Annotated in this window: 21 protein-coding genes; 9 read left to right on the forward strand and 12 right to left on the reverse strand. The window is 66.9% G+C overall.

What is annotated here, in order from left to right; all coding sequences use genetic code 11:
* Positions 1–105: 105 nt before the first annotated feature.
* The 3 genes from OH799_RS28035 to OH799_RS28045 form a co-directional block, all read right to left on the reverse strand.
* Positions 106–843, reverse strand: coding sequence for an energy-coupling factor transporter transmembrane protein EcfT (locus OH799_RS28035; protein WP_357263285.1), 738 nt, complete (start codon positions 841–843; stop codon positions 106–108).
* A gap of 108 nt (positions 844–951) precedes the next feature.
* Positions 952–3078: an ATP-binding cassette domain-containing protein gene (locus tag OH799_RS28040; protein ID WP_406270033.1), complete on the reverse strand. Its 2127-nt coding sequence runs from the start codon at positions 3076–3078 to the stop codon at positions 952–954.
* A gap of 70 nt (positions 3079–3148) precedes the next feature.
* Positions 3149–4621: a flavin-containing monooxygenase gene (locus tag OH799_RS28045; RefSeq protein ID WP_406270036.1), complete on the reverse strand. Its 1473-nt coding sequence runs from the start codon at positions 4619–4621 to the stop codon at positions 3149–3151.
* A gap of 83 nt (positions 4622–4704) precedes the next feature.
* Here OH799_RS28045 and OH799_RS28050 point away from each other — a divergent pair, with 83 nt between their 5' ends.
* On the forward strand, positions 4705–5766 hold the full coding sequence (locus OH799_RS28050) for an AraC family transcriptional regulator (protein WP_406270039.1): 1062 nt from the start codon (positions 4705–4707) through the stop codon (positions 5764–5766).
* Here OH799_RS28050 and OH799_RS28055 read toward each other — a convergent pair.
* Together OH799_RS28055 and OH799_RS28060 are read right to left on the reverse strand one after the other, a co-directional pair.
* Positions 5763–6440, reverse strand: coding sequence for a phosphodiesterase (locus OH799_RS28055; protein WP_406270042.1), 678 nt, complete (start codon positions 6438–6440; stop codon positions 5763–5765). The two genes, OH799_RS28050 and OH799_RS28055, sit on opposite strands and share 4 nt — an antisense overlap.
* 69 nt (positions 6441–6509) lie before the next feature.
* Positions 6510–7295: a metallophosphoesterase gene (locus tag OH799_RS28060; protein WP_406270044.1), complete on the reverse strand. Its 786-nt coding sequence runs from the start codon at positions 7293–7295 to the stop codon at positions 6510–6512.
* A 206-nt stretch (positions 7296–7501) separates the two neighbouring features.
* On the opposite strand from OH799_RS28060, the gene OH799_RS28065 reads away from it, so the two are divergent.
* On the forward strand, positions 7502–7648 hold the full coding sequence (locus OH799_RS28065) for a hypothetical protein (RefSeq protein WP_406270047.1): 147 nt from the start codon (positions 7502–7504) through the stop codon (positions 7646–7648).
* A 110-nt stretch (positions 7649–7758) separates the two neighbouring features.
* Here the strand turns inward: OH799_RS28065 and OH799_RS28070 are convergent, their stop codons facing one another.
* On the reverse strand, positions 7759–8112 hold the full coding sequence (locus OH799_RS28070) for a YybH family protein (RefSeq protein ID WP_406270050.1): 354 nt from the start codon (positions 8110–8112) through the stop codon (positions 7759–7761).
* A 62-nt stretch (positions 8113–8174) separates the two neighbouring features.
* On the opposite strand from OH799_RS28070, the gene OH799_RS28075 reads away from it, so the two are divergent.
* The gene (locus tag OH799_RS28075) at positions 8175–9149 is read left to right on the forward strand and encodes a helix-turn-helix transcriptional regulator (RefSeq protein WP_406270052.1); all 975 of its coding nucleotides are present in this window, start codon (positions 8175–8177) and stop codon (positions 9147–9149) included.
* 76 nt (positions 9150–9225) lie between these two features.
* On the opposite strand, the gene OH799_RS28080 is transcribed toward OH799_RS28075, so the two are convergent.
* Together OH799_RS28080 and OH799_RS28085 are read right to left on the reverse strand one after the other, a co-directional pair.
* Positions 9226–9750: an SRPBCC domain-containing protein gene (locus OH799_RS28080; RefSeq protein WP_406270055.1), complete on the reverse strand. Its 525-nt coding sequence runs from the start codon at positions 9748–9750 to the stop codon at positions 9226–9228.
* 464 nt (positions 9751–10214) lie between these two features.
* A complete protein-coding gene (locus tag OH799_RS28085; protein WP_406270058.1) occupies positions 10215–10649 on the reverse strand; it encodes a MarR family winged helix-turn-helix transcriptional regulator in 435 nt (144 codons plus the stop codon).
* A gap of 51 nt (positions 10650–10700) precedes the next feature.
* Here OH799_RS28085 and OH799_RS28090 point away from each other — a divergent pair, with 51 nt between their 5' ends.
* The gene (locus OH799_RS28090; protein WP_406270062.1) at positions 10701–11297 is read left to right on the forward strand and encodes a TIGR03086 family metal-binding protein; all 597 of its coding nucleotides are present in this window, start codon (positions 10701–10703) and stop codon (positions 11295–11297) included.
* A 10-nt stretch (positions 11298–11307) separates the two neighbouring features.
* On the opposite strand, the gene OH799_RS28095 is transcribed toward OH799_RS28090, so the two are convergent.
* Together OH799_RS28095 and OH799_RS28100 are read right to left on the reverse strand one after the other, a co-directional pair.
* Positions 11308–12075 carry an RluA family pseudouridine synthase gene (locus OH799_RS28095; RefSeq protein ID WP_406270065.1) on the reverse strand — a complete coding sequence of 256 codons (768 nt, stop codon included), beginning with the start codon at positions 12073–12075 and terminating at the stop codon, positions 11308–11310.
* Positions 12076–12260: 185 nt separating this feature from the next.
* Complete coding sequence (locus OH799_RS28100; protein WP_406270067.1) at positions 12261–13268, reverse strand: adenylate/guanylate cyclase domain-containing protein; 1008 nt, start codon at positions 13266–13268, stop codon at positions 12261–12263.
* A gap of 174 nt (positions 13269–13442) precedes the next feature.
* Between OH799_RS28100 and OH799_RS28105 the strand changes: the two genes are divergently transcribed.
* A complete protein-coding gene (locus OH799_RS28105) occupies positions 13443–14348 on the forward strand; it encodes a MurR/RpiR family transcriptional regulator (RefSeq protein ID WP_406270070.1) in 906 nt (301 codons plus the stop codon).
* Positions 14349–14363: 15 nt separating this feature from the next.
* On the opposite strand, the gene OH799_RS28110 is transcribed toward OH799_RS28105, so the two are convergent.
* A complete protein-coding gene (locus tag OH799_RS28110; RefSeq protein ID WP_406270073.1) occupies positions 14364–15743 on the reverse strand; it encodes an amino acid permease in 1380 nt (459 codons plus the stop codon).
* 239 nt (positions 15744–15982) lie between these two features.
* On the opposite strand from OH799_RS28110, the gene OH799_RS28115 reads away from it, so the two are divergent.
* From OH799_RS28115 to OH799_RS28125, 3 genes are read left to right on the forward strand one after another with little or no spacing between them, the layout of a single operon-like run.
* Positions 15983–16756, forward strand: coding sequence for an enoyl-CoA hydratase/isomerase family protein (locus tag OH799_RS28115; protein ID WP_406270076.1), 774 nt, complete (start codon positions 15983–15985; stop codon positions 16754–16756).
* A gap of 2 nt (positions 16757–16758) precedes the next feature.
* Positions 16759–18930, forward strand: a complete 2172-nt coding sequence (locus OH799_RS28120; protein ID WP_406270079.1) for an acetate--CoA ligase family protein — start codon at positions 16759–16761, stop codon at positions 18928–18930.
* Positions 18923–19723: a crotonase/enoyl-CoA hydratase family protein gene (locus tag OH799_RS28125; protein WP_406270082.1), complete on the forward strand. Its 801-nt coding sequence runs from the start codon at positions 18923–18925 to the stop codon at positions 19721–19723. Before OH799_RS28120 ends, OH799_RS28125 begins: the two co-directional genes overlap by 8 nt.
* 40 nt (positions 19724–19763) lie before the next feature.
* On the opposite strand, the gene OH799_RS28130 is transcribed toward OH799_RS28125, so the two are convergent.
* Positions 19764–20921: an MFS transporter gene (locus OH799_RS28130; protein ID WP_406282679.1), complete on the reverse strand. Its 1158-nt coding sequence runs from the start codon at positions 20919–20921 to the stop codon at positions 19764–19766.
* Between the two features lie 416 nt (positions 20922–21337).
* Between OH799_RS28130 and OH799_RS28135 the strand changes: the two genes are divergently transcribed.
* A complete protein-coding gene (locus OH799_RS28135) occupies positions 21338–22345 on the forward strand; it encodes a UDP-glucuronic acid decarboxylase family protein (protein WP_406270085.1) in 1008 nt (335 codons plus the stop codon).
* Positions 22346–22400 lie beyond the last annotated feature (55 nt).

Below are 22400 nucleotides of genomic sequence, written 5' to 3' on the forward strand. Positions count from 1 at the left end.
TCACATCTCTTCGATCGAACCGCACGGATCAGCGATTGCCACCGAGGCCACCTGGCCATGCAGGGCGTGGTCGCGTGGCCGCTCTCATGCTGCTCGTCGCCGGATTCAGAGCAGCAGGTGCAGGCCGATGGCGCCCAGACAGACGGCGAGGACCACCGCGAGGGCGATGGCGTCGCGGTGGCTGGGGGCACTGGGGTAGGCGGTGAGCTGCCCCGTGCCGCCGCGTGCGGTGATCGCCTCGCCCAGTTCGCCGGCGCGGCGGGTGCACACCGCCATGGCGGCGGTGAGAATGTCGATCAGGGGGTTTTCGGCGGCGCGGTAAAGCAGGCTGCCCTTGGGGCGGAGTTGGCGCGCGGCACGCAGGACCCGGATTTCCTCCAGCAGCAGCGGAAGGCCGCGGAGGGTCAGTGCGACGACGACAGCCCATTCGTCAACGGGCACCCGGAGTTTGCGCAGCGGTGCACCGAGTTTGGCCAGGGCAGGCGCGATGTCGCTCATCGGTGTGGTCCACGCGATGAGGAACGAGGCGGCCACCAGGATCAGTCCGAACACCACCACCTGCGTGTACCGCAGCACCGCAGCACCGCCGACCGGCACGTTGATCAGGGCTCCGGCGGCGAGCAGCGCCCAGAACCACCACGGCAGACGCGGCAGCGTGCCGAGCGGCAGCCGGGCGACCACGCCGACGAACACCAGGAAAGCGACCATCACGCCGAGTACCGGCCAGGACGGCAGGAACATCAGCAGCAGGCTGATCAGGAACGCTCCGATCATCTTCGTGCCCGCCCACAGCCGGTGCACCGGGCTGGCGACGGGAACCTGACGGAACAGCACGGTGCTCATGACTCCACCTCGCTGGCGCTCGGCTCCGCGACGACCACGCGGGTGGCTGTGCTGATTGATGGCTTGCTCATCGGTGGACTCCCAATTCCCGGGGCGACTCAGCGGACATCATCGACCTCCGTGTTCGAGCCGCCACGCCGCATCGCCGGGTGGGCGCAGCGGCGCGGGCGGGTAGTCGCGGTGCGGCACAGGGCTCTTCGCAAGCAGCGCGGTATCACGTGCGGACTCGGCGGCCAGAATCCGTCCGGACCGCAGATGCACCGTCCGGTCACACACTGCGGCCATGTCCGCTACGTCGTGTGAGATGACGATCAGCGTCAGGCCCGAATCTCGTAGCCGCGCCAGCAGTTCCACGATGTCGGCGCGACCTTCGGGGTCGAGGCCGGCGAGCGGCTCATCGAGCACGACGACCTGCGGATGGCTCGCCACAATCGCGGCGAGCACGACCCGCTTGGCCTGTCCGCCGCTGAGTTCCTCGATGGAGCGCGCGGCCAGGGACCGATCCAGCCCCACCGCGTCCAGCGCGCGCCCGACCGCGCCCGACCCGGTGGCCCGACCGCCCCAGTCCGCGATCTCCGCGCCGACCGTCTGCTTCTGCAATTGCAGGCGGGAATGCTGGAAGGCCAGCTCGACCCGTCCGATCTGCTTGGTGATCGACTTTCCGCCGAGTTCGCACCGGCCGGAACTCGGTTCGATCAGTCCGGCCGTGATCCAAGCCAGGGTGGATTTTCCCGATCCGTTTCCGCCGACGACGAGCAGCGCCTCGCCGCGTCGCACCGACAGATCCACGCCGTGCAGAGCCGGCGCCTCCCACGGGGTTCCACGGTTGTAGGTGTGCTGGACGCCGCGTAGCTCGAGGATCGTCTCGCCCATCGGCCTGCGCCTGGCGTCGCGCACCGGGCGAGGCCAGGCGGGCAGGCGCTCAACCGAGCGTCCGGCGGCCAGATGTACGACTCGATCGGCCGCGGCGGCGTCGGCCTCGTGATGGGTGACCAGCACGACTGCCATCGAGTGCCGTTTCGGCAGTGCCGCGAGCAGTTCCACGAGTTCGCGGCGTCCGTCCGGATCGATCATCGAGGTCGCCTCGTCGGCGATCAGCAGGGCGGGCCGACGGGCCAACGCCGCGGCGACGGCGAGACGCTGCTGCTGCCCGCCGGAAAGCGTGGCGGTCTCCTTCGCCCCCATGCCACCGAGACCGACTTCGCCGAGCAGTCCGTCGACATTCACGTCGGCGGCGAGCTCGGTGGGCAATCCCCACACCACGTCGTCGGCGACGAGCACTCCCAGGGTCTGACTCTCCGGCCGCTGCGACACCAGCGCTGTTCCGCCGAGACGCCCCAGGCCGGCCGACCCGGGACGCTCGACCGTTCCCGAGGTAGGTGGCAGCCCGGCGAGCAGCCGCGTCAGCGTCGACTTGCCCGATCCGTTGTGTCCCACCACCGCGACGAATTCGCCGATTTCGACGGTGAGGTCGATGTCGCGCAGCGCGTCGCGCACCGCGCCCGGGTAGCGGAATCCGGCGCCGCGCACCCGCACCGGCAGCGGCGCGATGGGCCGGTCGTCGCGCGGCGCGTCCAGCCGATCTCGACCCGGCAGCCAGACGAGCCGGTCCAGCACCGAGCCGAGTACGTACCAGGAGAACAGTCCGGTGGCGACCATGCCCATCGCGACACCGCCGCCGATCCAGGCCCACCACCAGTGCAGGACCGAGTCGGTGAGGTCGGCGGCGGCCCGTCCGAGGGGTTCCAGCTGCGTCTGACGCGCCGCGAGATCCTGAACGCCGCGCGAGGCGTTGCGGATGTTGTCGAAGAGCAGCTGGCGGGACGCCGAGAGCAGCAGCAATGACCCGACGGAGAACGATGCCCAGATCAGTCCGGTCAGCATCGAGAGTCCGAACACCGCGACGACACCGCCGCGGCGCCGCTTCACCGTGCCGATGATCCCGCCCAGCATTGCCGACGAGACCAATCCGATCGCGGGCACCACACCCGCTGCGACAAAGGTGACCAGCGTGGCCGCGATGGTGGCGGTGACCAGGGCCCGCAGCCGATAGCGGTGTGCGATCAGTGCCATCGGCACCGCGGCGACCAGTTGCAGAGCGGCGGCGAACGGGATTACCGAGCCGACCGTGACCAGCCCGACGGTCGCGCCGCCCAGCACGGCGCCGGTGGCCAGCTCGATCGGACGTAGCGGCCCCTGCTCCCCCGGATCGCCCTCAAAGGGCAGTGCACTCACGGAACAAGTCTGCCAGCCCGGCGAGGGTCGCATCGTTTGCGGCAATTCGAGAGGGCCCCTCCGTGGAGTGTTACGCGTCAGGAGTCGGGGTGAGGGTGTAGGCGGTGGGGTCTAGTTTGCGGATGGAGCGGCGGTAGCTGGTTTGGGAGCCTGGCCAGTTGTTGGTGATCCGGCCTGCGGAGTTGCGGTACCAGCTGGAGCAGAAGTTCCAGGGGGTGCGGGCGAGGCGCTGTTGGAGGGCGGTGTTGAAGGTCGCCTCCCGGTCCGCGCGCACGTCGAGACAGTGGCCGGGGCGGTCGGCGAGCAGTTGGACGGCTTGGCGGATGTAGCGGGTCTGCGATTCGATCATGTAGATGATCGAGCCGACGCCGAGATTGGTGTTCGGCCCGTAGACCAGGAAAAGGTTGGGGAAGTCCGGCACCGAGATGCCGTAGTACGCGTGCGCGCCGTCGCCCCAGGCGTCCGACAGCTTGCGGCCCGCGCGGCCGTAGATGTTCATCGGCCAGAGGAATTCGGTGCCTTTGAACCCGGTGCCGTAGATGATCACGTCCGCTTCGTGCACGACACCGTCGGCGGTGTGTACGCCCTCCGGTGTGATCTCCGCGATAGCGGTGGTTTCCACCTGTACGTTCGGCTGGGTCAGCGCGGGGTAGTAGTCGTTGGAGAAGAGTGCGCGCTTGCAGCCGACCGGATAGTCGGGGGTGAGCTCGGCCCGCAGCTGTGGGTCCTCGACCTGCCTGGCCAGGTGCTCCGACGCGATGCGCGCCACCAGCTGCGCGATCGCGGGGAACTCGACCAGCCCGAGCGAGATGAACTCGGCGATCGACCACCACCCGAACCGCTCGACCAGCAGCGCGCCGGGCACCCGCGCGAACAGGCTGTGCTGGATCGGCGAGTAGTCGGTGTCGAATTTCGGGACCACCCAGGCGGGCGTGCGCTGGAACAACGTGAGGTGGGTGACCTGCGGCTGGATCTTCGGGATGAACTGGACGGCGCTGGCTCCGGTACCGACGCAGGCGACGCGTTTGCCGGTGAGTTCGACATCGTGGTCCCATTCCGCCGAGTGGAACGACGGGCCGGTGAAGGTGTCGATACCGGGGATGCTCGGCATGGCCGGGCGGGACAGCTGGCCCACCGCCGAGATCAGCACATCGACGATGCGGGTATCCCCATCCGCGGTGCGGACCGTCCAGCGTCCGGTCGCGTCATCGAATTCCGCGTCGGTCACGGCGGTGTCGAACCGGATCAGGTCGAGTACACCGTGCCGCTCGGTGACACGGCGCAGGTAGCCATGGATGGCGACCCGCCCCGAGTACCGCTGCGGCCAGTCCGGTTTGGGTTCGAACGAGTACGAATACAGCGGGGACGGCACGTCGCACGCCGCGCCGGGATAGGTGTTCTCCCGCCATACGCCGCCGAGGTCGGCGGCGCGCTCCAGGATGGTGATGTCATCGAGACCGTGGCGGCGCAATTCGATCGCCATGCCGATGCCGCCGAAACCCGCGCCGACGATGAGGATCGATGGCCCATTGCCTGCTGTCATGTGGGACTCCTCACAGGACCCTGGATGACTCCACTGTAGGAGCCTCTGCCAGCTGTATCGAGATATCCGGCCATAATGTCCGAGTGCAGCGGGTGCAAGGTCCGGGAATCCGCGATTGGAATTTTCCGCGCGGCGTGGCAAGCGTGGCGCTGATGGTCGGCTTTGCGGCCGAGCACGATGTCCCTACTGCGCGCATGCTGCGCGGCACCGGTCTCACCGAGCAGCAGCTGCGCGACCCGGACGCGCAGATCGATGCGCACACCGAGCTCACGGTGATCCGCAATCTCGTCCGCGCACGGCCCGACCTGCCAGCTCTCGGTATCGAGGTCGGCCGCCGCTATCGGATCACCACGTTCGGCATCTTCGGCTTCGCCTGCGTCAGCAGCCCGACGCTGGGTGAGGCGATCAGATTCGCGCTGCGCTACCTGGACCTCAGCTTCACCTTCTGCTTGCCGGTGGCGGAGTGGGGCGAGGCCGAGTTCGTCGCGTGGGTGCACGACGAGTCGGTGCCCGCCGACGTGCGGCAGTTCCTCATCGAACGCGACGTGACCGCGATGCATCAGGTGATGAGCGACCTACTCGGCACGCATCTGCCGCTGACCAGGGCCGAATTTCATTTTTCCGCACCAAGTTACGCCGATCGGATCAGGGCGGTCACGGTGGTGCGACCGCGGTTCGACATGCCGCACAACCTGTTCGCCATCGATTCGGTGATGCTCGAGCAGCCGCTGCCCCAGGCGAACGAGCACACCTGGGCGATGTGCCTGGCCCAGTGCCGGGACCTGGTGCACCGCCGCAGGGCCCGCACCGGCATCGCCGCCGAGGTGCGTGCTCGTCTCGTGCCGCGCGGCGGCACCGACGGCTTCACCGCGCCGCCCGGAATCGACACCGTGGCACGCGATCTCAACATGAGCACGCGTACTCTGCGCCGCCACCTCGACGCGGCCGGGACCAGCTACCGTGCGCTTCTGGACGAAGTCCGACGTGCCTTGGCCGAGGAAATGCTCACCGCCACCCCGCTTTCGGTGAGCGATGTCGCGATCCGCCTCGGCTACGCCGAAGCGTCCACGTTCATCTACGCGTTCAAGCGGTGGACCGGTGGTACCCCCGCGGCCTATCGACGCGAACGCGCCGCGCAACGTTAGGTCGCTTCGCCCCGGCCGCTTCGACTGCCGGTGTAGGCCAGCTCACGAATCTTGCCGACCGCCTCGGGGAACATTTTCACCTCGGGCGGATGGTTGAGCATCGGATCGAAATAGTCCGTCCGATGCTCGGCGGGTTCCTCGTGGCGGAGCGTCAGCTCGGCGAGCCGCAGGCGTGGCACACCGATGCCGCTCGAGGTGAGGGTGAAGGTCACCATGTGTTCACGCAGGTGCTCGTTCATCGCGTCGAGCGACGCCGAGCCGGGCTGGTCGGCGTCCGGCTCGGCGAAGAACCAGGTCGGCGTGGACTTTCCGACCCGATAGGGCAGCAGGCTGCCGTATCGGGCGCTGGCCCAGCCTCGGGCAGGCGTGAACACGAATCGGCTCAACGGTCCACCACCGGTCGTGGCCAAGGCGAAGTCCCATGGCTCGTTATCGCGGTCGAGCACCCGGAACGCGAACCCCAGCACATCGGGTAGGCCCGACGGCGTGCCCGCCCCCTTGGACAATCGCGCGATAACGGCACGTTCGCCGCTGCCGAAGAGGGGCTCGAACTCGCTCTCCGCGTGCAGCCGCCCGGACAGATGCAGGCCGTCTGGGTGGAACACCCGCGCGTGCCGGAGCCGCGCTCCGGTCGCGAACGCGCCTTTCACCACTGCGGCTGGTAGGTCGACCATGCGGGCCCTCCGGGAGTAGGCGTTGCTGTCGTCTCCCGATTGCCCTGGCTCCCGGCGGGTAAACCGAACTCAGCCGGGCTGTACCCCGATGCGGCCGCCCATCGGGATCGTGCGGAAGTGGGTCGTCATGCGATTGTTCTCATCGATGACGTGTAGAGCGACCGCTGGGTCCGGCGCGTAGTCCATGACATGGTCGGGGAGCTCGAGCTCCCATTCACCACCCAGCACGGACGCGGTGCTCGGCCCCACCAGCAGCGGACGTCCCGCGAACAGGGTCGTCGCCGACGAGTGCGCGTGGCCGGTGAGCACGCCGACGATGCGATCGTCGCCCGCGACCAGCGCGGCGAGCCGCTGCGGGTCGGCAAGCGAGATCTCGTCGACGACCGGGCTGAACAGGTGGGCGGGCGGGTGGTGCAGGGCGAGCAGGACCGGCTTGGCGGCCGGCGCCGCGGTGAGGACGTCGCGCAGCCAGTCGTAGGTCTCGTCGGTGAGCTGCCCGCCGGCTTCGCCGGGAATGCTCGAATCCAGCAGGGCGACGGTGAGGTCGCCGATGCGAGGGGCGTGGTTGATCGGCGCGTCTGAAACGGGCTCGCCGAGCAGGGTGGTGCGGAAGCCCGCGCGGTCGTCGTGGTTGCCCGGGATGGGATACACCGGGATGTCGACGTCGAAGGCGCGCCTGGCCTCGGCGTACTGCTCCGGCTTTCCGCACTCGGTGATGTCGCCGGTCACCAGGATGGCATCGGGCCTACGACGGAGGTCGGCGAGGAAAGCCATGACCCGCTCCACACGTTCGGCGTTGCGGGCGCCGAGATCGAAATGGGTGTCGCTGACCTGAGCCACCAGGATCATCGGCATTCGCTTTCACTAGGGGATCGCTGCAGTGCGCCATAGTGTGCTCACGGCGCGTCCGCGGCACGTCATCAGGCTAGATGACCTGCGTATTACGCGTCGTCAGGAGGCTTACCGCCGGTCGGGACCGGCTCGGCGGAATGGAGGTCGAGGAGCGAATCCGCCTGATCCGGCACCGAGGAGTTACTGCAGATAGCGGCACCCTACGCAGGTTGAGCTCGGAGTCGTCCGGCCGCGATGTCGCTTTCGCGTGGGGTCGACTCGGGAAACTATGTGCGATAGCTCACGACGGCCGCACCGCCGGGGTGCTCGCCGCGGCGAGCGCGCGCTGGAGCCGCGCCGAGTTCGCCCAGGAGTAGTCGGAGTCCCGAACGCCGCGGCGCTGGCGGAGGGCGAGCAACATCCCCCGCCGCACGTCCACACGCGGCTGCGGCGGTGGGCTCGGCCACGCCGGCCCACCGCCGCCCCGCTACGGAACGAGTGCGGGCTGGTCCACGGCCCATAGCCACGACCCGTCCGGCTGGCGACGGGCGATCTCGACGGTCACCTCGCCGGTGGTCAGCGTGGACGCTGTCAGTGCCAGGTCGCCGCTCACCAGCGCCGGATGCTGTCTGCCCGGCGAGAGCACCGGTGCGGCCGCGACGAACTGCTCATACACCTTGCGGATCTCCGCATGTCCGGTCGCGAGGTTGCCCGGCGGAAACGCCAGCACGGCGTTCGGCTCGTACAACGCCACCAGCCCGTCGACGTCGCCCGCGTTGGCGCGCTCGATGAAGTACCTGCCCAGGTCGTTCGGCTCAGTGGCCACTTTCTTGTTCGTCATACTGATAAGGCTCCCAACGAATCACGACATCTTGTGTCGTGTATTTCCGCAAAGGTTTCCGTATGCGCGCCGACCGATTGGTCTCGCTGGTGTTGCTGCTGCGCCGGCACGGTCGGCTGTCCGCGGCCACGCTGGCCCGCGAGCTGGAGGTATCCACCCGCACCGTGCTGCGCGATATCGAGGCGCTGTCCGCGGCCGGCGTCCCGGTCTACGCCGAACGCGGCCGGCACGGTGGTTTCGCATTGTTGCCCGGTTTCCAGACCGAGCTCACCGGACTGAACCACGACGAGGCGCTCGCCCTGCTGGTCGCCGGATCACGGCGCGGCGCGCAGGTATTCGGCCTCGGCTCGGCGCTCGTTTCGGCCATGCGCAAGGTGGTTGACGCGCTACCTGAAAGCTATCGGGCCACCGCGACCGGCGCGGCCCAGCGATTGCTCATCGACCCGGAGACCGACCTCTTCTCACGCCGGCTGGTCGCTGAGGAGGTGCCCGACACCATAGTGACCGAGGTCCGGCGCGCGGTGTTCGCCGGACACAAGCTGCGCATCCACTACGCGGCTGTGGACCAGACCCCGACGTGGCGCACGGTGGACCCGATCGGCCTGGTCACCGTACGCGACCAGGGCTACTTGCTGGCCACGAGGTCTGGTGCGGACCGCACCTATCGGCTGTCCCGGGTCTTGGCCGCCGAGGAACTCCCCGAACCCGCACAGCGACCGGACCGGGTCGATCTGGACCGGGCCTGGCAGGAACGCGGCACGCGGTTTCGGAGCGGCGGCGACCAAGTCACCGTGCTGGTGCGGGTGAACCCGGCACAGCGGGAGGATCTGGTGGGCACCGCGCTGGCCGTCCGCGCCGAAGAAGCCGACGCAGACGGCTGGCTGCGGCTGAAGGTGACATTCCAAGATCCGAGACACGCCGAATGGGCACTGTGGCAGCTCGCCACGAACGCGGAAGCCCTGACCCCGCAGTGGTTGCGCACCTCCCTGCGCAACCGCGCCGCCGCGATCACCGCCTGTTACGGAGTGTCATCCTGAGAGTTGTCGCCTTCTGCGGGCCGCCCGATCAACGAGAGGACACGCTCGAACTCGACTCGGATCCGCAGTGGCCGCCTCACTGTTGATCGGCAGGCAGATTCTCCGCCGCCCAGCGCCGGCCCGGTTCGGGGTCGACACCGAAGCGCTCGGCGTAGCGTTCGTGGATGTCCTTCCACGGCTTGTGTGCCGCCTCATCGGAGAGGTGGCCGCCCGCAAGGTGGGGCTCGAGCCTCGAGAGGTAGGTCTCCCAGCCGGTTGCGGTCTGCGCTGCCGGCAAGTCGTCGATGACGTGAGTAAAGATCAAACGACAGCCGCCTTCCTCGTCGACCAATTCGAAGCTCTGACGCTGGCCGGCATATATCCACGCCAGGCGATGCGGTGCATCGACTTCGGTCACCTCGAGGGTCGCACCGCCGAGTTCGATGGTCTCGCCCTCCGCCGGTGTCCAGTCCGCCGCGCCCGGAAAGAAGCGCTCGAGCTCTGCCGGCACGCTGACCGCCTGCCATACGCGCTCGATCGGGTACGCGTACGAACGCTCGAAACGCAGGCCTGGACGTCCGTCGATCGTCTCGAGTGTTCCGTAAGCCATGGTGTCGGTCATGGGGCGTCCCTTCGTGTCTGTGACCACTGATCTGCGATAGCTTGCAGCGGTGTGGGGTCGATAAAGTGGTATTTGTAGCGGCCTTGCTTGACCGCGAACACGAGACCGGCCGAATCTGCGATCGCTTTGTCAACGTCGCTCACGGCACAAACAATAGGCAAGTATGTACTTGCCTGTCAAGGCTGGCGGGGACCCGCCGCGGTAGTGGATGCCCTGCTCGACGGACGACTCTCTTGGGGGATGATGGTGGCGGGTTGTGTCGGCCTGACCCACCGACCGACGAGTGCGTGGTCCTGGCTTCGGTCGGCGCCGCTGATTCATGCCGACGACGAGGTGGTCACGCGGTTGACGTGGTCGGCGAGCGCGGATCTCATCCAGCACCCGCTAGGCATCGGCCGGCGCGGCCCGGCGCGGCAACGTCTTCGGCACGGTGATCGTGTCGACCTTGTCCCTCGCGGTCGGTCCTACTTCGGCTGCTCGGCGACGGCCGCGGAGAGGATGCGTAAGGCGCGCAGGAATACTCGCCGGTCCGTGGCGGGGAGCTGATCGAGCAGCCGATTCTCTTGCGCCTGGATTTCGCGTTGCGCACGATCGCGCAGCGCCCGGCCCGCCTCGGTGAGGGACACCAGGTTCACTCGCCGGTCCGCGGGGTCTGGTGCACGGTCGATGAGCCCACGTCGCTGCAATTCGTCGAGCACACCGATGATGCGGGTCTTGTCCGCGCCGATCGCCTTGGCCAGGGCGGCCTGGGTGTAGACCGGTTCGGCGTCGAGGCCGAGCAGCACGGCATATCCCCACATCGACAGCTCGTGACGGGCCAGCACGGGCGCCTCCGCGGCCATGAGCGCCCGTACGAGCGGCACGATCATCGCGGCGAGGTCGGGGCGAGATTCTGGCATGGATCGAAGATATCGCTTGGCAAATAGTATGCGATTGCATACGATATGCTCATGCTTACTATTGGAAATGAGCAGGAGCTGCGCGACCTGCATGGCCGTGCCGTGCGATTGAGCGTCGACGTCGTCGACCGCGTGACCCCCGACCGGCTCGGCGCCGAAACGCCCTGCGCCGAGTGGAATCTCCAAGCCTTGCTGGAGCACATGATCACGCAGAACCACGGCTTCGCCGCCGCCGCGCGGGGCAGCGACGATCCGGGGCTCTGGACGGTTCGCCCCGCTACCGATCCGGTCGCGGACTATCGCGCCTCGGCCGACGACGTGGTCGCCGCGTTCGCCGCCGAAGATGTGTTCGAGCGCGCGCTGCTGCTGCCAGAAATGCTGCCCGGCTACGGTTTCCCCGCCGGCCTCGCGATCACCTTTCACCTGATCGACAGCGTCGTGCACGCCTGGGACGTAGCGCAGTCGATCGGGGAGGCCATCACCCTGGACGAAGACCTGGGCAGAGAGGCGCTGCGTGTCGCGCTCGCCGTCCCCAACGGTCCGGAGCGTTCGGCCCCTGGCGCGGCTTTCGCGCCGGGATTGGTGGTCCCCGATGAGACGCCGGTGCTGGATCGGATCCTGCTTTTGCTCGGGCGTTCGCCGAGCTAGTTCGAGCGGCTCAGCGGATGGTGTGCAGCAACTCGCTCGCTCGCTCGAGCGCCGCTGCCTCGTGCGATCCGTCTATCGATCGCCAGAATCCGGCGTCGGGCGGGGCGGCGAGCACGAGTTCCGGGGGCGTGCGCCACGACGCGGTCAGACCGAGACACCAGGAGTGCAGATAGGTTCGTTCATGCGTTCCGGATCGGTCGAACAGTGGGTCACCGACGATCGGGTGACCAGTCCAGGCCAGGTGGACCCGGATCTGGTGGCGGCGTCCGGTGACCGGCCGCAGAGCGAGAACGGTGTGCGCGGCACCGCGCAGCACGGTCGCGAAGTGAGTGACCGACGGATAGTTCTTGGCGTCGAGCAGATCGGCCTCCTCGACGAACCACCGATCCGCCTCGTGATGTATGCGCTCCCGCGGCGCGGCGATCCGCACCCGGTTCTTGCGGCCGACGCTGAGCGGCAGATCGATCACACCGGTGTCGGGCAGTCCGGTAGCCGTGACGATGGCCAGGTACGCCTTGTCGGCGGTCTGCTTGTTGAACTGTCTGGTCAGCTCACCGTGCGCACCGAGTTCCTTCGCGAACAGGATCAGGCCGGAGGTTACCTTGTCGATCCGGTGCACCGGATACAGCGTTTCCCCCGCAGCGGCCGCGAGCTCGACTATGTCGGTGTCATGACGTTCGCCGGTAACGGAGATTCCGGCTGGCTTGTGCAACGCGAGAATCGCCGCGTCCTCCTCGACGAGGGAACGCGCGCGCAGCTGTGACCAGTCCGTCTTCACCGGGACGAGCCTAATGGGCGCAGTCGGACGAGTCTGCCCACCGCCCGCGCCGGGTCGGGTGAGGGCTCGGGGCAGCCGCGTATGTGCCGGGTCGGGTGAGGGCTCGGGGCAGCCGCGTATGTGCCGGGTCGAGCGAAGGCGAGGCAGCCGCCTAGGGTCCGTCCGGCGCGGTTTCGGAGCGGGACCTACTTGCTCTTGCCGTTGCGGCGCAGCACGTGTGGGCGCAGCCGGTTGAAGCCACGCACCCGGACGCTGCGCAGGTTCTTGATGTCGAACTCCGTCTCGCCGTCCAGCGCGGCGGCGGCCGCATCATCGATCAACACGGTGCCCGGCCGTGCGACGCCGGTCAGCCGAGACGCGATGTTCACCACCGAGCCGTACAGGTCCCCGAAGCGCTGCAGCACCGGGCCGTAGGCGACGGCGACGCGCAGCTCCGGGGTACCGCCGACCATCATCGTCGATTCCTGGATGGCCAGCGCGATCCGGGCGGCGTCGGCGGCGCGCTCGGCGGCGAACATCACTTCGTCGCCGACGTTCTTGATCACCCAGCCGCCGTTCTCGGTGATCGCCGCGGTCGTGGTGGACTCGAACGCCTCCAGCAGCATGGATAGTTCGTCGGGATGCAGGTGCCTGGTCAGCCGGGTGTAGCCGACCATGTCCGCGAAGCCGACGGCCAGCTCCCGGATCGACTCGCCCGCCGTCGTTCCGGGGTCCAGCGAGCGGGACAGTGCCGCGGCGAGATGCCGCCGCCACGCATAGCTGTTCAGCTGCTCCAGCGTGGCGATGGCGCCTTCGGTCGCGGCGCGCACCGCCTCGGCCGGATCGGCTCCCGGGCCCGCCTCCTCGATGCGCTCGGCGATCTCCGCGAGCACCAAATCGACCTGCCATTCCGCCAGCCGCGCCATACCCTGCCCGAGCGTGCGCACAGTCGCCGCCTGTTGGCGGTTGTCAGCCGAGGAAAGGACGTTCAGCTGCTGGAAGCTGCGGACTGCCGCGACGTCGGCGTCGGTGTAGTCGACCGCATCGTCGTCCACGCTGGAGGGGAAACCGAGCGCCATCCAGAGCCGCCGGGTGAGCGCCTTCGTCGTCCCGGTCCGCTCGGCGACCTCGGGGCGGTTGTACCGGCGCGTTCCGTCGAGCAGATACGACTCGACGACCGATTGCACCAGCTCGGACATCTCGGTGGGCACCATAATCGGTACCTTACGGTTGTGTCCGATTCGTAGCGCCTGAGGCAGCACAAACCGGCTGCATTCCGGGGGGCTCGCCGCCGACCTCTTCGGTGGCTGTGCTACCGCCGGAATCGGCTAAATTGGCAGGGTACTGCCATTCCAAGGCAGACCGCGCGGGTGGACGGAGGAGGCTCGGTGGATGCGAACGCGGAAGTTGCGGCGGGTCCTGCGACCTTCGACGAGCTGCTGGTCGAAATCCGCGGTCGGATGGATTCGCTGTCCACCTCGCACAAGAAGTTGGCTCAGCGCGTGCTGTCGGATCCCGAAGCGGTGGCGTTCATGACCGTCTCCGAGCTCGCGAGCGCGGTGGGAGTCAACGAGGCCACTGTCGTGCGTTTTGCCAATGGCCTGGGTTTGAAGGGATACCCAGGGCTGACGCGATTGTGTCGCGGACGGCTGCAGGAGCAGGCGCAACTGTTGCGCCGCTTCGACAATCTCGAGCACCTCATAGCCGAGGGAGCCGGGCTGCGCGAACAGACCGTGGCGCTGGACCAAGCGAATATCGCCCGGACGTTCGCGCGCATCGAAGACGCGATGTGGGAGTCGGCCGTCGATCGGCTGGCCCATGCGCCCCGGGTCCATGTGATGGGTCTGCGCAAATGTCACGCCCCGGCGTATCTGCTGGGCTACTTGCTGCGCATGCTGCGTGAGGACGTGGCGACGATCGATGCCACCGCTGGCACCCTGACCGATGAACTGCGCCGGGTGCGTGCGGGCGACTGCTTCGTGGCGATGTCGATCCATCGCTACAGCCTCGACACCGTGCGTGCCGCGCAGTGGGCTCGGCAGCGCGGTGCCCACGTCATCGCATTGACCGATACCGCCGTCTCACCGCTGGCGGTTTCGGCGCACGACACGTTCTACATCGAGGCGTCCAGTGCCAGCGTGCTGCGATCGATGACCGCCTTCACGTCCCTTGCTCAGGCGATGACGGGCGAGGTCGCGCACATCCTGGGGCATCAGGTGCGTCCGACGCTGCTCGAGGAGGAAAAACTGCTGGGCGAGTTCGGTGTCTATGCCGCCGATACCGTCGGCGAATAACGCAGGCGTGGTGATCTACTCCGCTGTCGCCATCTGTACCGCGGCCGCCCGGCGCTGATGAATCAGGCCTGCGGTGACGGCGGCGGCGGTGACCATCATGGTCAACGCGAGCGGAGTCCGGGTGCTGGAGGTCAGTGCCATCCCGACGACGATGGCCAGCAGGATGGCTCCGACCACGTAGGACAGGTATGGGTTGCCCCACATTTTCACGGGAAGGGCGGTGATCTGCGCCGCGGTCTTGTTGCGACGTCCGACGATCTGGGTAGCGCAGATACACAGGTAGACCACGACCGCGATCGCGCCCGAGGAGCTGAGCAGGAAGGTGAAAACCGCTCCGGTGGGCAGGAAGAAGTTCGCCACCACCGCAAGGAATCCGGCACTCGAGGCGGCGAGAACACCGGCGGCGGGCACCCCGGAGCGGGCGGTCCTGCTTAGCAGGCGGGGGGCTTCACCGCGGCGCGACAGTGCGAACAGCATCCGTGAAGACGAGTAGAGACCCGAGTTCAGACATGACAACACCGCGGTGAGCACGACCAGATTCATGATGGTCTGGGCACCGGGAACTCCCAGCAGGTTCAGCACCGCGGCGTACGGGCTCTGGGTGATTTGGGTTGCGTTCCACGGCAATAGCGTGACAACCACGAGTATGGAGCCGACATAGAAGATCAGGATGCGCCCGGCGACGCTGCGCATACTCGCGCGCACCGCACTGACCGGATCTTTCGCCTCGCCAGCGGCGATCGTCACCAGTTCGGTACCGAAGTAGGCAAAGAAAACTGTCAACGACGCCACGAGCAATGGTGTGAATCCGTTCGGGAACAGCCCGCCCTGCCTGAGCAGGTTCGCCGTTCCTGGCGCGGGGTAGTGCGGGAACAGGCCACAGACCGCCGCTATACCGATTCCGATGAAGGCCACGATCGCGATCACCTTGATCATCGCGAACCAGAACTCGAAACGCGCGAAGGAAGTCACCGCCGCGAGGTTCACGCCGGTCAGGGCGCTCATGAAGATCAGGGAAAACAGCCAGGTCGGCACTGACGGCAGAAGCTGGTTGGCGATCGTCGCACCGGCGATGGCTTCGAAAGCGACTGTGACACACCAGTGGTAGGCGTATACCCACCCGACCGCGAGACCAGCCCAGGATCCCAGTTCTCGGGAGGCGTAGCTGGAGAACGATCCCGTTTCGGGGCTGGCCGTCGCCAGTTCGGCGAGCATGCGCATCACCAGGATGATGACGAGGCCGGTGAGTAAGTAGACGAAGACGATGCCAGGCCCTGCCGCGGCGATCGCCTTACCGCTGCCTACGAACAATCCGGCGCCGATGACTCCGCCGATACCGATCATCGTCAGCTGACGAGTGTTGATGCTGTGCTGCAGGTTCCCCGAGGTTGGCACGATGCCTTCTTCCGTGGGCCGTGGGCCGTGACCCGACAACTGGTAGTGATATGAAACACGGCCCGTGCAGTGTATGCAATAGACTTTGCATAAATGTTGCATACTGCAAATTTGATGGCATAGTGAAGGCATCGAACCGCGAGGCCGACAGCTCGGCGCCGCGGTTCGCGGGGCATGTGGGTCGGCCGATCTGCCTGTGCCGCAACGCGTCAGGCAGCGATCAGGAAGAAGTGAGGCGCATGTCCACCGTGCTGGTGAGCAGATCCGGTTCCACCGCAACACTCGTTCTCAACCGTCCCGAACGGCTCAACGCCGTCAGCGCAGAGCTGTATCGGTCGCTGATCGACGAGCTGAATGCCGCCGACTTCGATCCGGGTATCCGCTGTGTCGTCCTCACCGGCACCGGGCGGGCGTTCTGTGTCGGTGCCGACCTGAAAGCGCACAAGTCCGGCACCAGGACTCCCGCCGAGCAGGCGCACTACGTCGAGCTGGGTCAGCGCGCCTGCGAGCAGATCCAGACGATGGGCACCCCGGTGGTGGCAGCGGTCAATGGATATGCCCTCGGCGCCGGTGCGGAGTTGGCCGTCAGCGCGGACTTCCTGGTCATGGCAGAAGACGCGCAGATGGGGTTTCCCGAGGTGAGCATCGGCACCTTCGTGGGCGGTGGCGTGACCAACCGGCTTCCGCGTCTGGTCGGTCTACGTAGGGCCACGGACATGCTGATCCTTGGAGAGCGATTCAACGGTCGGCAGGCACTCGAATGGGGGTTGGCCCATTCCGCGGTACCTGGGGATCTCCTGCTCGGTTCGGCTCGAGCGCTCGCCGAAACCCTCGCGGCGAAGGCGCCACTCGCCCTGGCCCGGATGAAAGCGGCACTGCGTCGCGACGATCCTCCCGATGTCGCGTTCGCTACCGAGCCGAGGGAGCTTCTCGAATTGATGGCGACCCGGGACTGGGCCGAGGGCGTCGCCGCGTTTGCCGAACGCCGCACCCCGATCTTCGAAGGAAAATAGGCATGACCAGCATCGACGAGCACACATCCCGTCTCGACACTCGCGCCCGCACCGCACTCGAGCGGCTGTTCGACCCACATTCCATCGCCATCGTCGGCGCGTCCGCCAATCCGGCCAAGCGCGGGTTTCAGGCCATCCGAGCCCTGCAGCAATCCGGCTACGCCCATCCCATCTACCCGGTCAACCCGACAGCACCGCAGATCCTCGGCCTCGGCGTGTACTCGTCGATCGATCGACTCCCCTACAGCGTCGACGTCGCGCTGATCGCTGTGCCCGCCGCCGCCGTCCCCGACATGCTGCGCCAGTGTGCCGCCGGCGGTATCGCCGGAGCCGTCGTGCTCGCCAACGGTTTCGGAGAGATCGGGGAAGCCGGCGCCGAACTCGCCGCCGCGCTCGCGGCGGCGATCACCGAGACCGGCATTCGGGTCATCGGCCCCAACACCTCGGGCCTCCTCAACGTCTTCTCGGGTGCGAATCTCGTCGGCCTCGAGGACGTTCCGTGCGGACCGATCAGTGTGATCACCCAGAGCGGGAACATGCTGCTATCGCTGGTCAATGACGATCGCGCGATCAAAGGCCCCGGTTTCCACGCCTACGTGGGGCTGGGCAATCAGGCCGACGTCCGCTACGACGAATGCCTCACCGAATTCGCTCGCGATCCGCGCACCGGCGTCGTGGCGATCCATTCCGAGGGATTCGTCGACGGACGGTCGTTCCTGGTCGCCGCCGCTCGTGCCGTGCCGGATAAGCCGGTTGCCATGCTGCGTGGCGGACGATCGGAAGTGGGGCGCCGAGCCGCGCGGTCGCACACCGGCTCGATCGCCGGATCGGACGCCGTGGCGACGGCCGTGCTGCGGCAGGCCGGGGTGGAGCTCGTCGACCGCTCCGACGAACTAGCGGTCGTCGCAGGCGCCTTTGCCACCTGCGCCCCGATCGCCCCGGGGCGCAAGGTCGCGATCCTCAGCGATGGCGGTGGCCACGCCACGTTGGCCGCCGATGCCCTGGCGGCCCGTGGCATCGAACTGGCCCGGCTCGGCGAGCGGACCCAGCTGCAGCTGCGGCAACTGCTCGGCGACGCCGCCGCGGTGGCCGATCCGGTCGACGTCGCCGGCGCCACCGACACCGACCCGATGGTGTTCGCCAAGGCCGCCGATGTCCTCATGCGCGATCCCGAGGTCGGTCTCGTGCTGATCATCGGCCTCTACGGCGGTTACCACCTGCGATTCGATCCCGAACTGCGCGAGATCGAGGACGCCGCCGGCGGCATGTTGCTCGCGCTCATCGCCGAACACGGCGTCCCTCTGCTGATCCAGAGCTGCTATGCCGGTTTCGAGATCGCCAACCACGACCGCCTTCGGGCCGGTGGTATACCGGTGCTCAGCTCCATCGATCACGCCGTGCGGGTCGTGGCGGCCCTGGAGCGGCGTGGCCGCCTGCTGGCCGATACCGCGCAACGATCCTCACTCGTACTTCCGCCCGCGGCTCCGGCCCTCGAAGGCTCAGGACTTCTCGACGAGCCGACCGGACGGCGGGTGGTCGCGGCCGCTGGAATCGACGTCGGCGCCTGGGCATTCGCTCGCACCATCATGGAAGTGGTCGCGGCCGTCGCCGAGTACGAACGGCCGTGTGCGCTGAAAGTCGTTTCTCCGCAAGTGATCCACAAATCCGACGTCGGAGGGGTCAGGCTCGGGGTGGTGGCCTCCGATGCGGCCCAGCACGCCCAAGCGATCATCGACTCCGTGCATGCCCACGTGCCCGACGCCCACATCGACGGTGTAATCATCACCCCCATGGCCGATGCCGGTGTCGAATTGCTCGTCGGCGCCACTCGCGATCCGATCTTCGGACCGGTGGTGGCCTTCGGCAGCGGTGGGGTGATGGTCGAGGCATCGCGGGATGTCGCATTCCGGGCCGCTCCCTTCACCGAGCTCGAGGCGCGCGAGATGATCGACGAGACTCTCGTCTCGCGCATGCTCGACGGCTACCGTCATCTCCCGGCGGTCGACCGGCACGGGCTGGCCCGATTCCTTGTCCGCATCGGCGATTTCGTTGCCGCGCACCCAGAGATACTCGAACTCGATCTCAATCCAGTGATCGCCTCCAGTTCTGGCTTTTTCCTTGCCGACGTCCGAATCATTTTGTCGGAGAACGCATCGGGAGACGGCAATGAGTGAACCGATCCTGATCGACCGAATCGGCCATGTCGTCGTCTGGACACTGAACAACCCGGCGGTGCGCAACCCGATATCCGAAGCCGACACCATCACCGCCCTCGAGGACGCGGTGACAGCGGCCAATCGAGACCACAGCCTGCGGGCGGCGATTCTCACCGGTGCGGGGTCGGCGTTCTCTTCCGGCGGCAACGTCAAACAGATGCGCGATCGGGCGGGAATGTTCGGCGGCACACCGGCGGAGCTGCGTCAGGGGTACCGGCACGGCATCCAGCGCATCCCGAAAGCCTTGTACCAATGCGAGATTCCCACGATCGCCGCCGTCAACGGTCCCGCTATCGGCGCAGGCTGCGATCTGGCGCTGCTGTGCGATCTGCGGATCGCCGCGAGCACCGCGGTATTCGCCGAGAGCTTCGTGAAAGTCGGTCTCATTCCCGGCGACGGCGGCTCCTGGCTGCTGCCGAGGGCGATCGGCATGGCCCGAGCCTGCGAAATGGCTTTCACCGGTGAACCGATCGACGCGCACACCGCTCTCGATTGGGGCCTGGTCTCCCAGGTCGTCGAACCCGACGCCCTCCTCGACGCGGCCCACCGGCTCGCCGCCCGGGTGAGCGCCAACCCGCCGCACGTGCTCCGGATGACCAAGCGCCTACTGCGCGAGGGTCAGCACCAGGGCATGGAAAGCCACCTGGAGCTTTCCGCGGCGATGCAGGCCGCCGCCCATCACACCGAGGATCACCGGGAGGCGGTCGCAGCCATGCTGGAGCGCAGAGCGCCTGATTTCACGGGGCGCTGAAGGGACGGCGACCGCCGACCCGCCGGTCGCCAGATCCCCATCACCTGTGGTCGCGTCGCTCCAGGCGCTTCAGTTGTCCGACCGACAGGGCTGCGACGAACAGGCAGAGGGGTACCAACCCGAATGCCGCACGAATCCCGAGCAGATCTGCCAGGGCGCCGAGGAGGAAAGGTGCGGCCCCGAAGCCGAATGCGATGCCGTAGGAGTTGCGGGACATGGCGAGTTCGGGCTGCTGATTCGACGCCTTCATGGTGAGGGCCACGCCGAGCGGGAAGTGCAAAGAGATGCCCAACCCGCAGCAGATGAGGCCGGCTATGGCGATTTCCGGATCGGCCGTGGACCAGAACACTGCGAATCCCGCTGCCGCGATCGCCAGCGCAGCGAACATCAAGGGTGCGGTGGGGACCCGCGCGACTATCCATCCTCCCGCGAGCCTGCCGACCACCATGCCGCCGAGTACAGCGGAAACTCCGATGGCAGCCATGTCCGCAGCCATTCCGGTGTGCATTCGGAGTTGCTCGGGCGCCCACAGCATCAGGCCCGCCTCGACCGAACCGGTGGCCAGCAGGCAAGTCCACGCCAGCCAGTATCGCGGTGGCAAGCCCTCGCTTTCCGAATGTTGTCGATCGGGAATGATGCGAACCGCAACAGTCGACTGTCGGTGGGTCAGCGCGGTTGCCGCGGCGAGCACACAGGCGAAAAGGATCGACAGGCCCATTGCGGCACGCCAGTTCAGTCCGACATCCACTGCGACGTTGATCAGCAATGGGGAGATGATCCCCATGCCGGCACTGGCCGCATTGGCTTCGCTGATCGCTGCTCCGGAAGTCGTCCTGTGGTGGTCGGACAGTCCGGTGGACACTCCGCTGAGCACAAGGATGCCGAAGGTCATAGCGACCGCGGCAGCGACAAGCGTGCCGGCCACCGATGGCAGCAGGCAGAACATGGCCACGCCGGAGGCAAGTCCGCCCAGGGCGATCGACAGTACGACTGCCAGTGGCAACCGCCGCGTCAAGTGCGGAAACAGTGCGCCGCCGATCACTGCGCCGGCCGCCAGCGCCGGACCGTACAGACCGGCGACAGTACGGCTCAAATCCGCCTCCTGCCTGAAGAGGAGTACGGAGGGGCCGAATCCGAATTGGAAATATCCGAGGGCGCCTTGCTGCGCATAGTGCAGCCAGGTAACGCGATCGCGCACCAGGCGTGTCGTCGAGTGGCTTCCATCTATTGTCTCGGGATGGTCGAACTGGCCGGTCTGTAATTGCAATGCGCTATCAAGTCCGACAGAATCGCCGCTCAATTGATTTCAACCTTCGTTCATTTACCCACGAGTGTGCGTGGCCCCGCAATCGCTGCTATTTCGGGGTCAGGTGCCATCCTGGGCGTATGCACTGACAGGGAGGCGTCACGGCAACGCCCATTGCTGGTGGGTAAAAGCGCAGCTTGATGGATGTGATTCGGCAGTCGAAGGTGCTCGAGCGCGGGCACGGTACGGGTTTCGGCATAACCGAACCGGTCGGTCTGTCCCACATCGAGGTCTAGTCGTGGCTTATTCTTCTCGCATCGGGTCGGCGATGTGACGCCAACTCAAACCTGTGTATCCCGAGGTGATCGATGCGTGTTCTGGTAACGGGCGGCGCTGGATTTATCGGCTCCCATCTATGTGTGTTACTCCTTGATCGAGGTGACCAGGTTATATGTGTGGACGACCTGTCGACCGGCAGCAAATCCAACGTCGAATATTTGCTCGAAAATCCCTCCTTCGAATTCTATGAGGCCGATGTCAGCGCGGGACTGGACATCGAGGGCAAGGTCTCCGCAGTTGTGCATCTGGCAAGCCCGGCCTCCCCGCCCGACTATCACCGACTGCCACTCGAGACGCTTGCGGTCGGGAGCCGTGGAACGGAGAACGCACTGCGGCTGGCGCACCGGGACGGAGCTCGCTTCGTGTTGGCATCGACCAGTGAGATCTACGGTGACCCACTGGTGCATCCGCAGCGCGAAGAGTATTGGGGCAATGTCAACCCGATCGGCCCACGCAGTGTGTACGACGAAGCCAAACGGTTCGCCGAGGCGCTTACCGCGGCTTACCGACGGACTCTGGGCGTCGATACCGGTGTGATTCGGATCTTCAATACCTACGGTCCTCGGATGCGCCCCCACGATGGCCGCGTAGTGACCAGCTTCATCACGCAGGCTCTGAATAGTGACCCGCTGACAATCTACGGTGACGGCAGTCAAACCCGAAGCTTCTGCTACGTCGATGATCTCATCCGCGGCATCGTCGCGATGATCGACTCGGCCGAGCCGGGTCCGGTCAACTTGGGCAACCCGAATGAACGTACCGTGGCCGAACTTGCCGAGCTGGTCTCGGCGATCACCGGCGTCAGCTCGCCCATCGAGTACCACCCGCTGCCGACCGACGACCCGACTCGACGTCGCCCGGATATCACCAAGGCGCTGACGACCCTCGACTGGTCACCGCGAGTTGATATCGAAGACGGTTTGCGCCGCACAGTGGAGTGGTTCCGCTCCAGGCCGGAGGAGGTGGCTGCGGCGGCCGCCGCCGTTGCCGGCGGACAATGCGACAACCTGTCCCCAAAATATCAGGAACAGCTGTGAACTCGCTCGGTCCTGCACAAACACAAACCAAGCCTCACCAGGACCCCGGTGATCG

It is taken from the genome of Nocardia sp. NBC_00881, from assembly GCF_045207455.1.
Lineage (GTDB): Bacteria > Actinomycetota > Actinomycetes > Mycobacteriales > Mycobacteriaceae > Nocardia.

Excerpts from the sequence above, each read along its gene's own strand:
- OH799_RS28080 (WP_406270055.1), bottom strand. The coding sequence starts at position 9,750 with ATGACCGACACCATGGCTTACGGAACACTCGAGACGATCGACGGACGT.
- OH799_RS28120 (WP_406270079.1), top strand. The coding sequence starts at position 16,759 with ATGACCAGCATCGACGAGCACACATCCCGTCTCGACACTCGCGCCCGC.
- OH799_RS28035 (WP_357263285.1), bottom strand. The coding sequence starts at position 843 with ATGAGCACCGTGCTGTTCCGTCAGGTTCCCGTCGCCAGCCCGGTGCAC.
- OH799_RS28100 (WP_406270067.1), bottom strand. The coding sequence starts at position 13,268 with ATGGTGCCCACCGAGATGTCCGAGCTGGTGCAATCGGTCGTCGAGTCG.
- OH799_RS28085 (WP_406270058.1), bottom strand. The coding sequence starts at position 10,649 with ATGCCAGAATCTCGCCCCGACCTCGCCGCGATGATCGTGCCGCTCGTA.
- OH799_RS28055 (WP_406270042.1), bottom strand. The coding sequence starts at position 6,440 with ATGGTCGACCTACCAGCCGCAGTGGTGAAAGGCGCGTTCGCGACCGGA.
- OH799_RS28115 (WP_406270076.1), top strand. The coding sequence starts at position 15,983 with ATGTCCACCGTGCTGGTGAGCAGATCCGGTTCCACCGCAACACTCGTT.
- OH799_RS28060 (WP_406270044.1), bottom strand. The coding sequence starts at position 7,295 with ATGCCGATGATCCTGGTGGCTCAGGTCAGCGACACCCATTTCGATCTC.
- OH799_RS28135 (WP_406270085.1), top strand. The coding sequence starts at position 21,338 with ATGCGTGTTCTGGTAACGGGCGGCGCTGGATTTATCGGCTCCCATCTA.
- OH799_RS28075 (WP_406270052.1), top strand. The coding sequence starts at position 8,175 with ATGCGCGCCGACCGATTGGTCTCGCTGGTGTTGCTGCTGCGCCGGCAC.
- OH799_RS28070 (WP_406270050.1), bottom strand. The coding sequence starts at position 8,112 with ATGACGAACAAGAAAGTGGCCACTGAGCCGAACGACCTGGGCAGGTAC.
- OH799_RS28045 (WP_406270036.1), bottom strand. The coding sequence starts at position 4,621 with ATGACAGCAGGCAATGGGCCATCGATCCTCATCGTCGGCGCGGGTTTC.
- OH799_RS28090 (WP_406270062.1), top strand. The coding sequence starts at position 10,701 with ATGCTTACTATTGGAAATGAGCAGGAGCTGCGCGACCTGCATGGCCGT.
- OH799_RS28125 (WP_406270082.1), top strand. The coding sequence starts at position 18,923 with ATGAGTGAACCGATCCTGATCGACCGAATCGGCCATGTCGTCGTCTGG.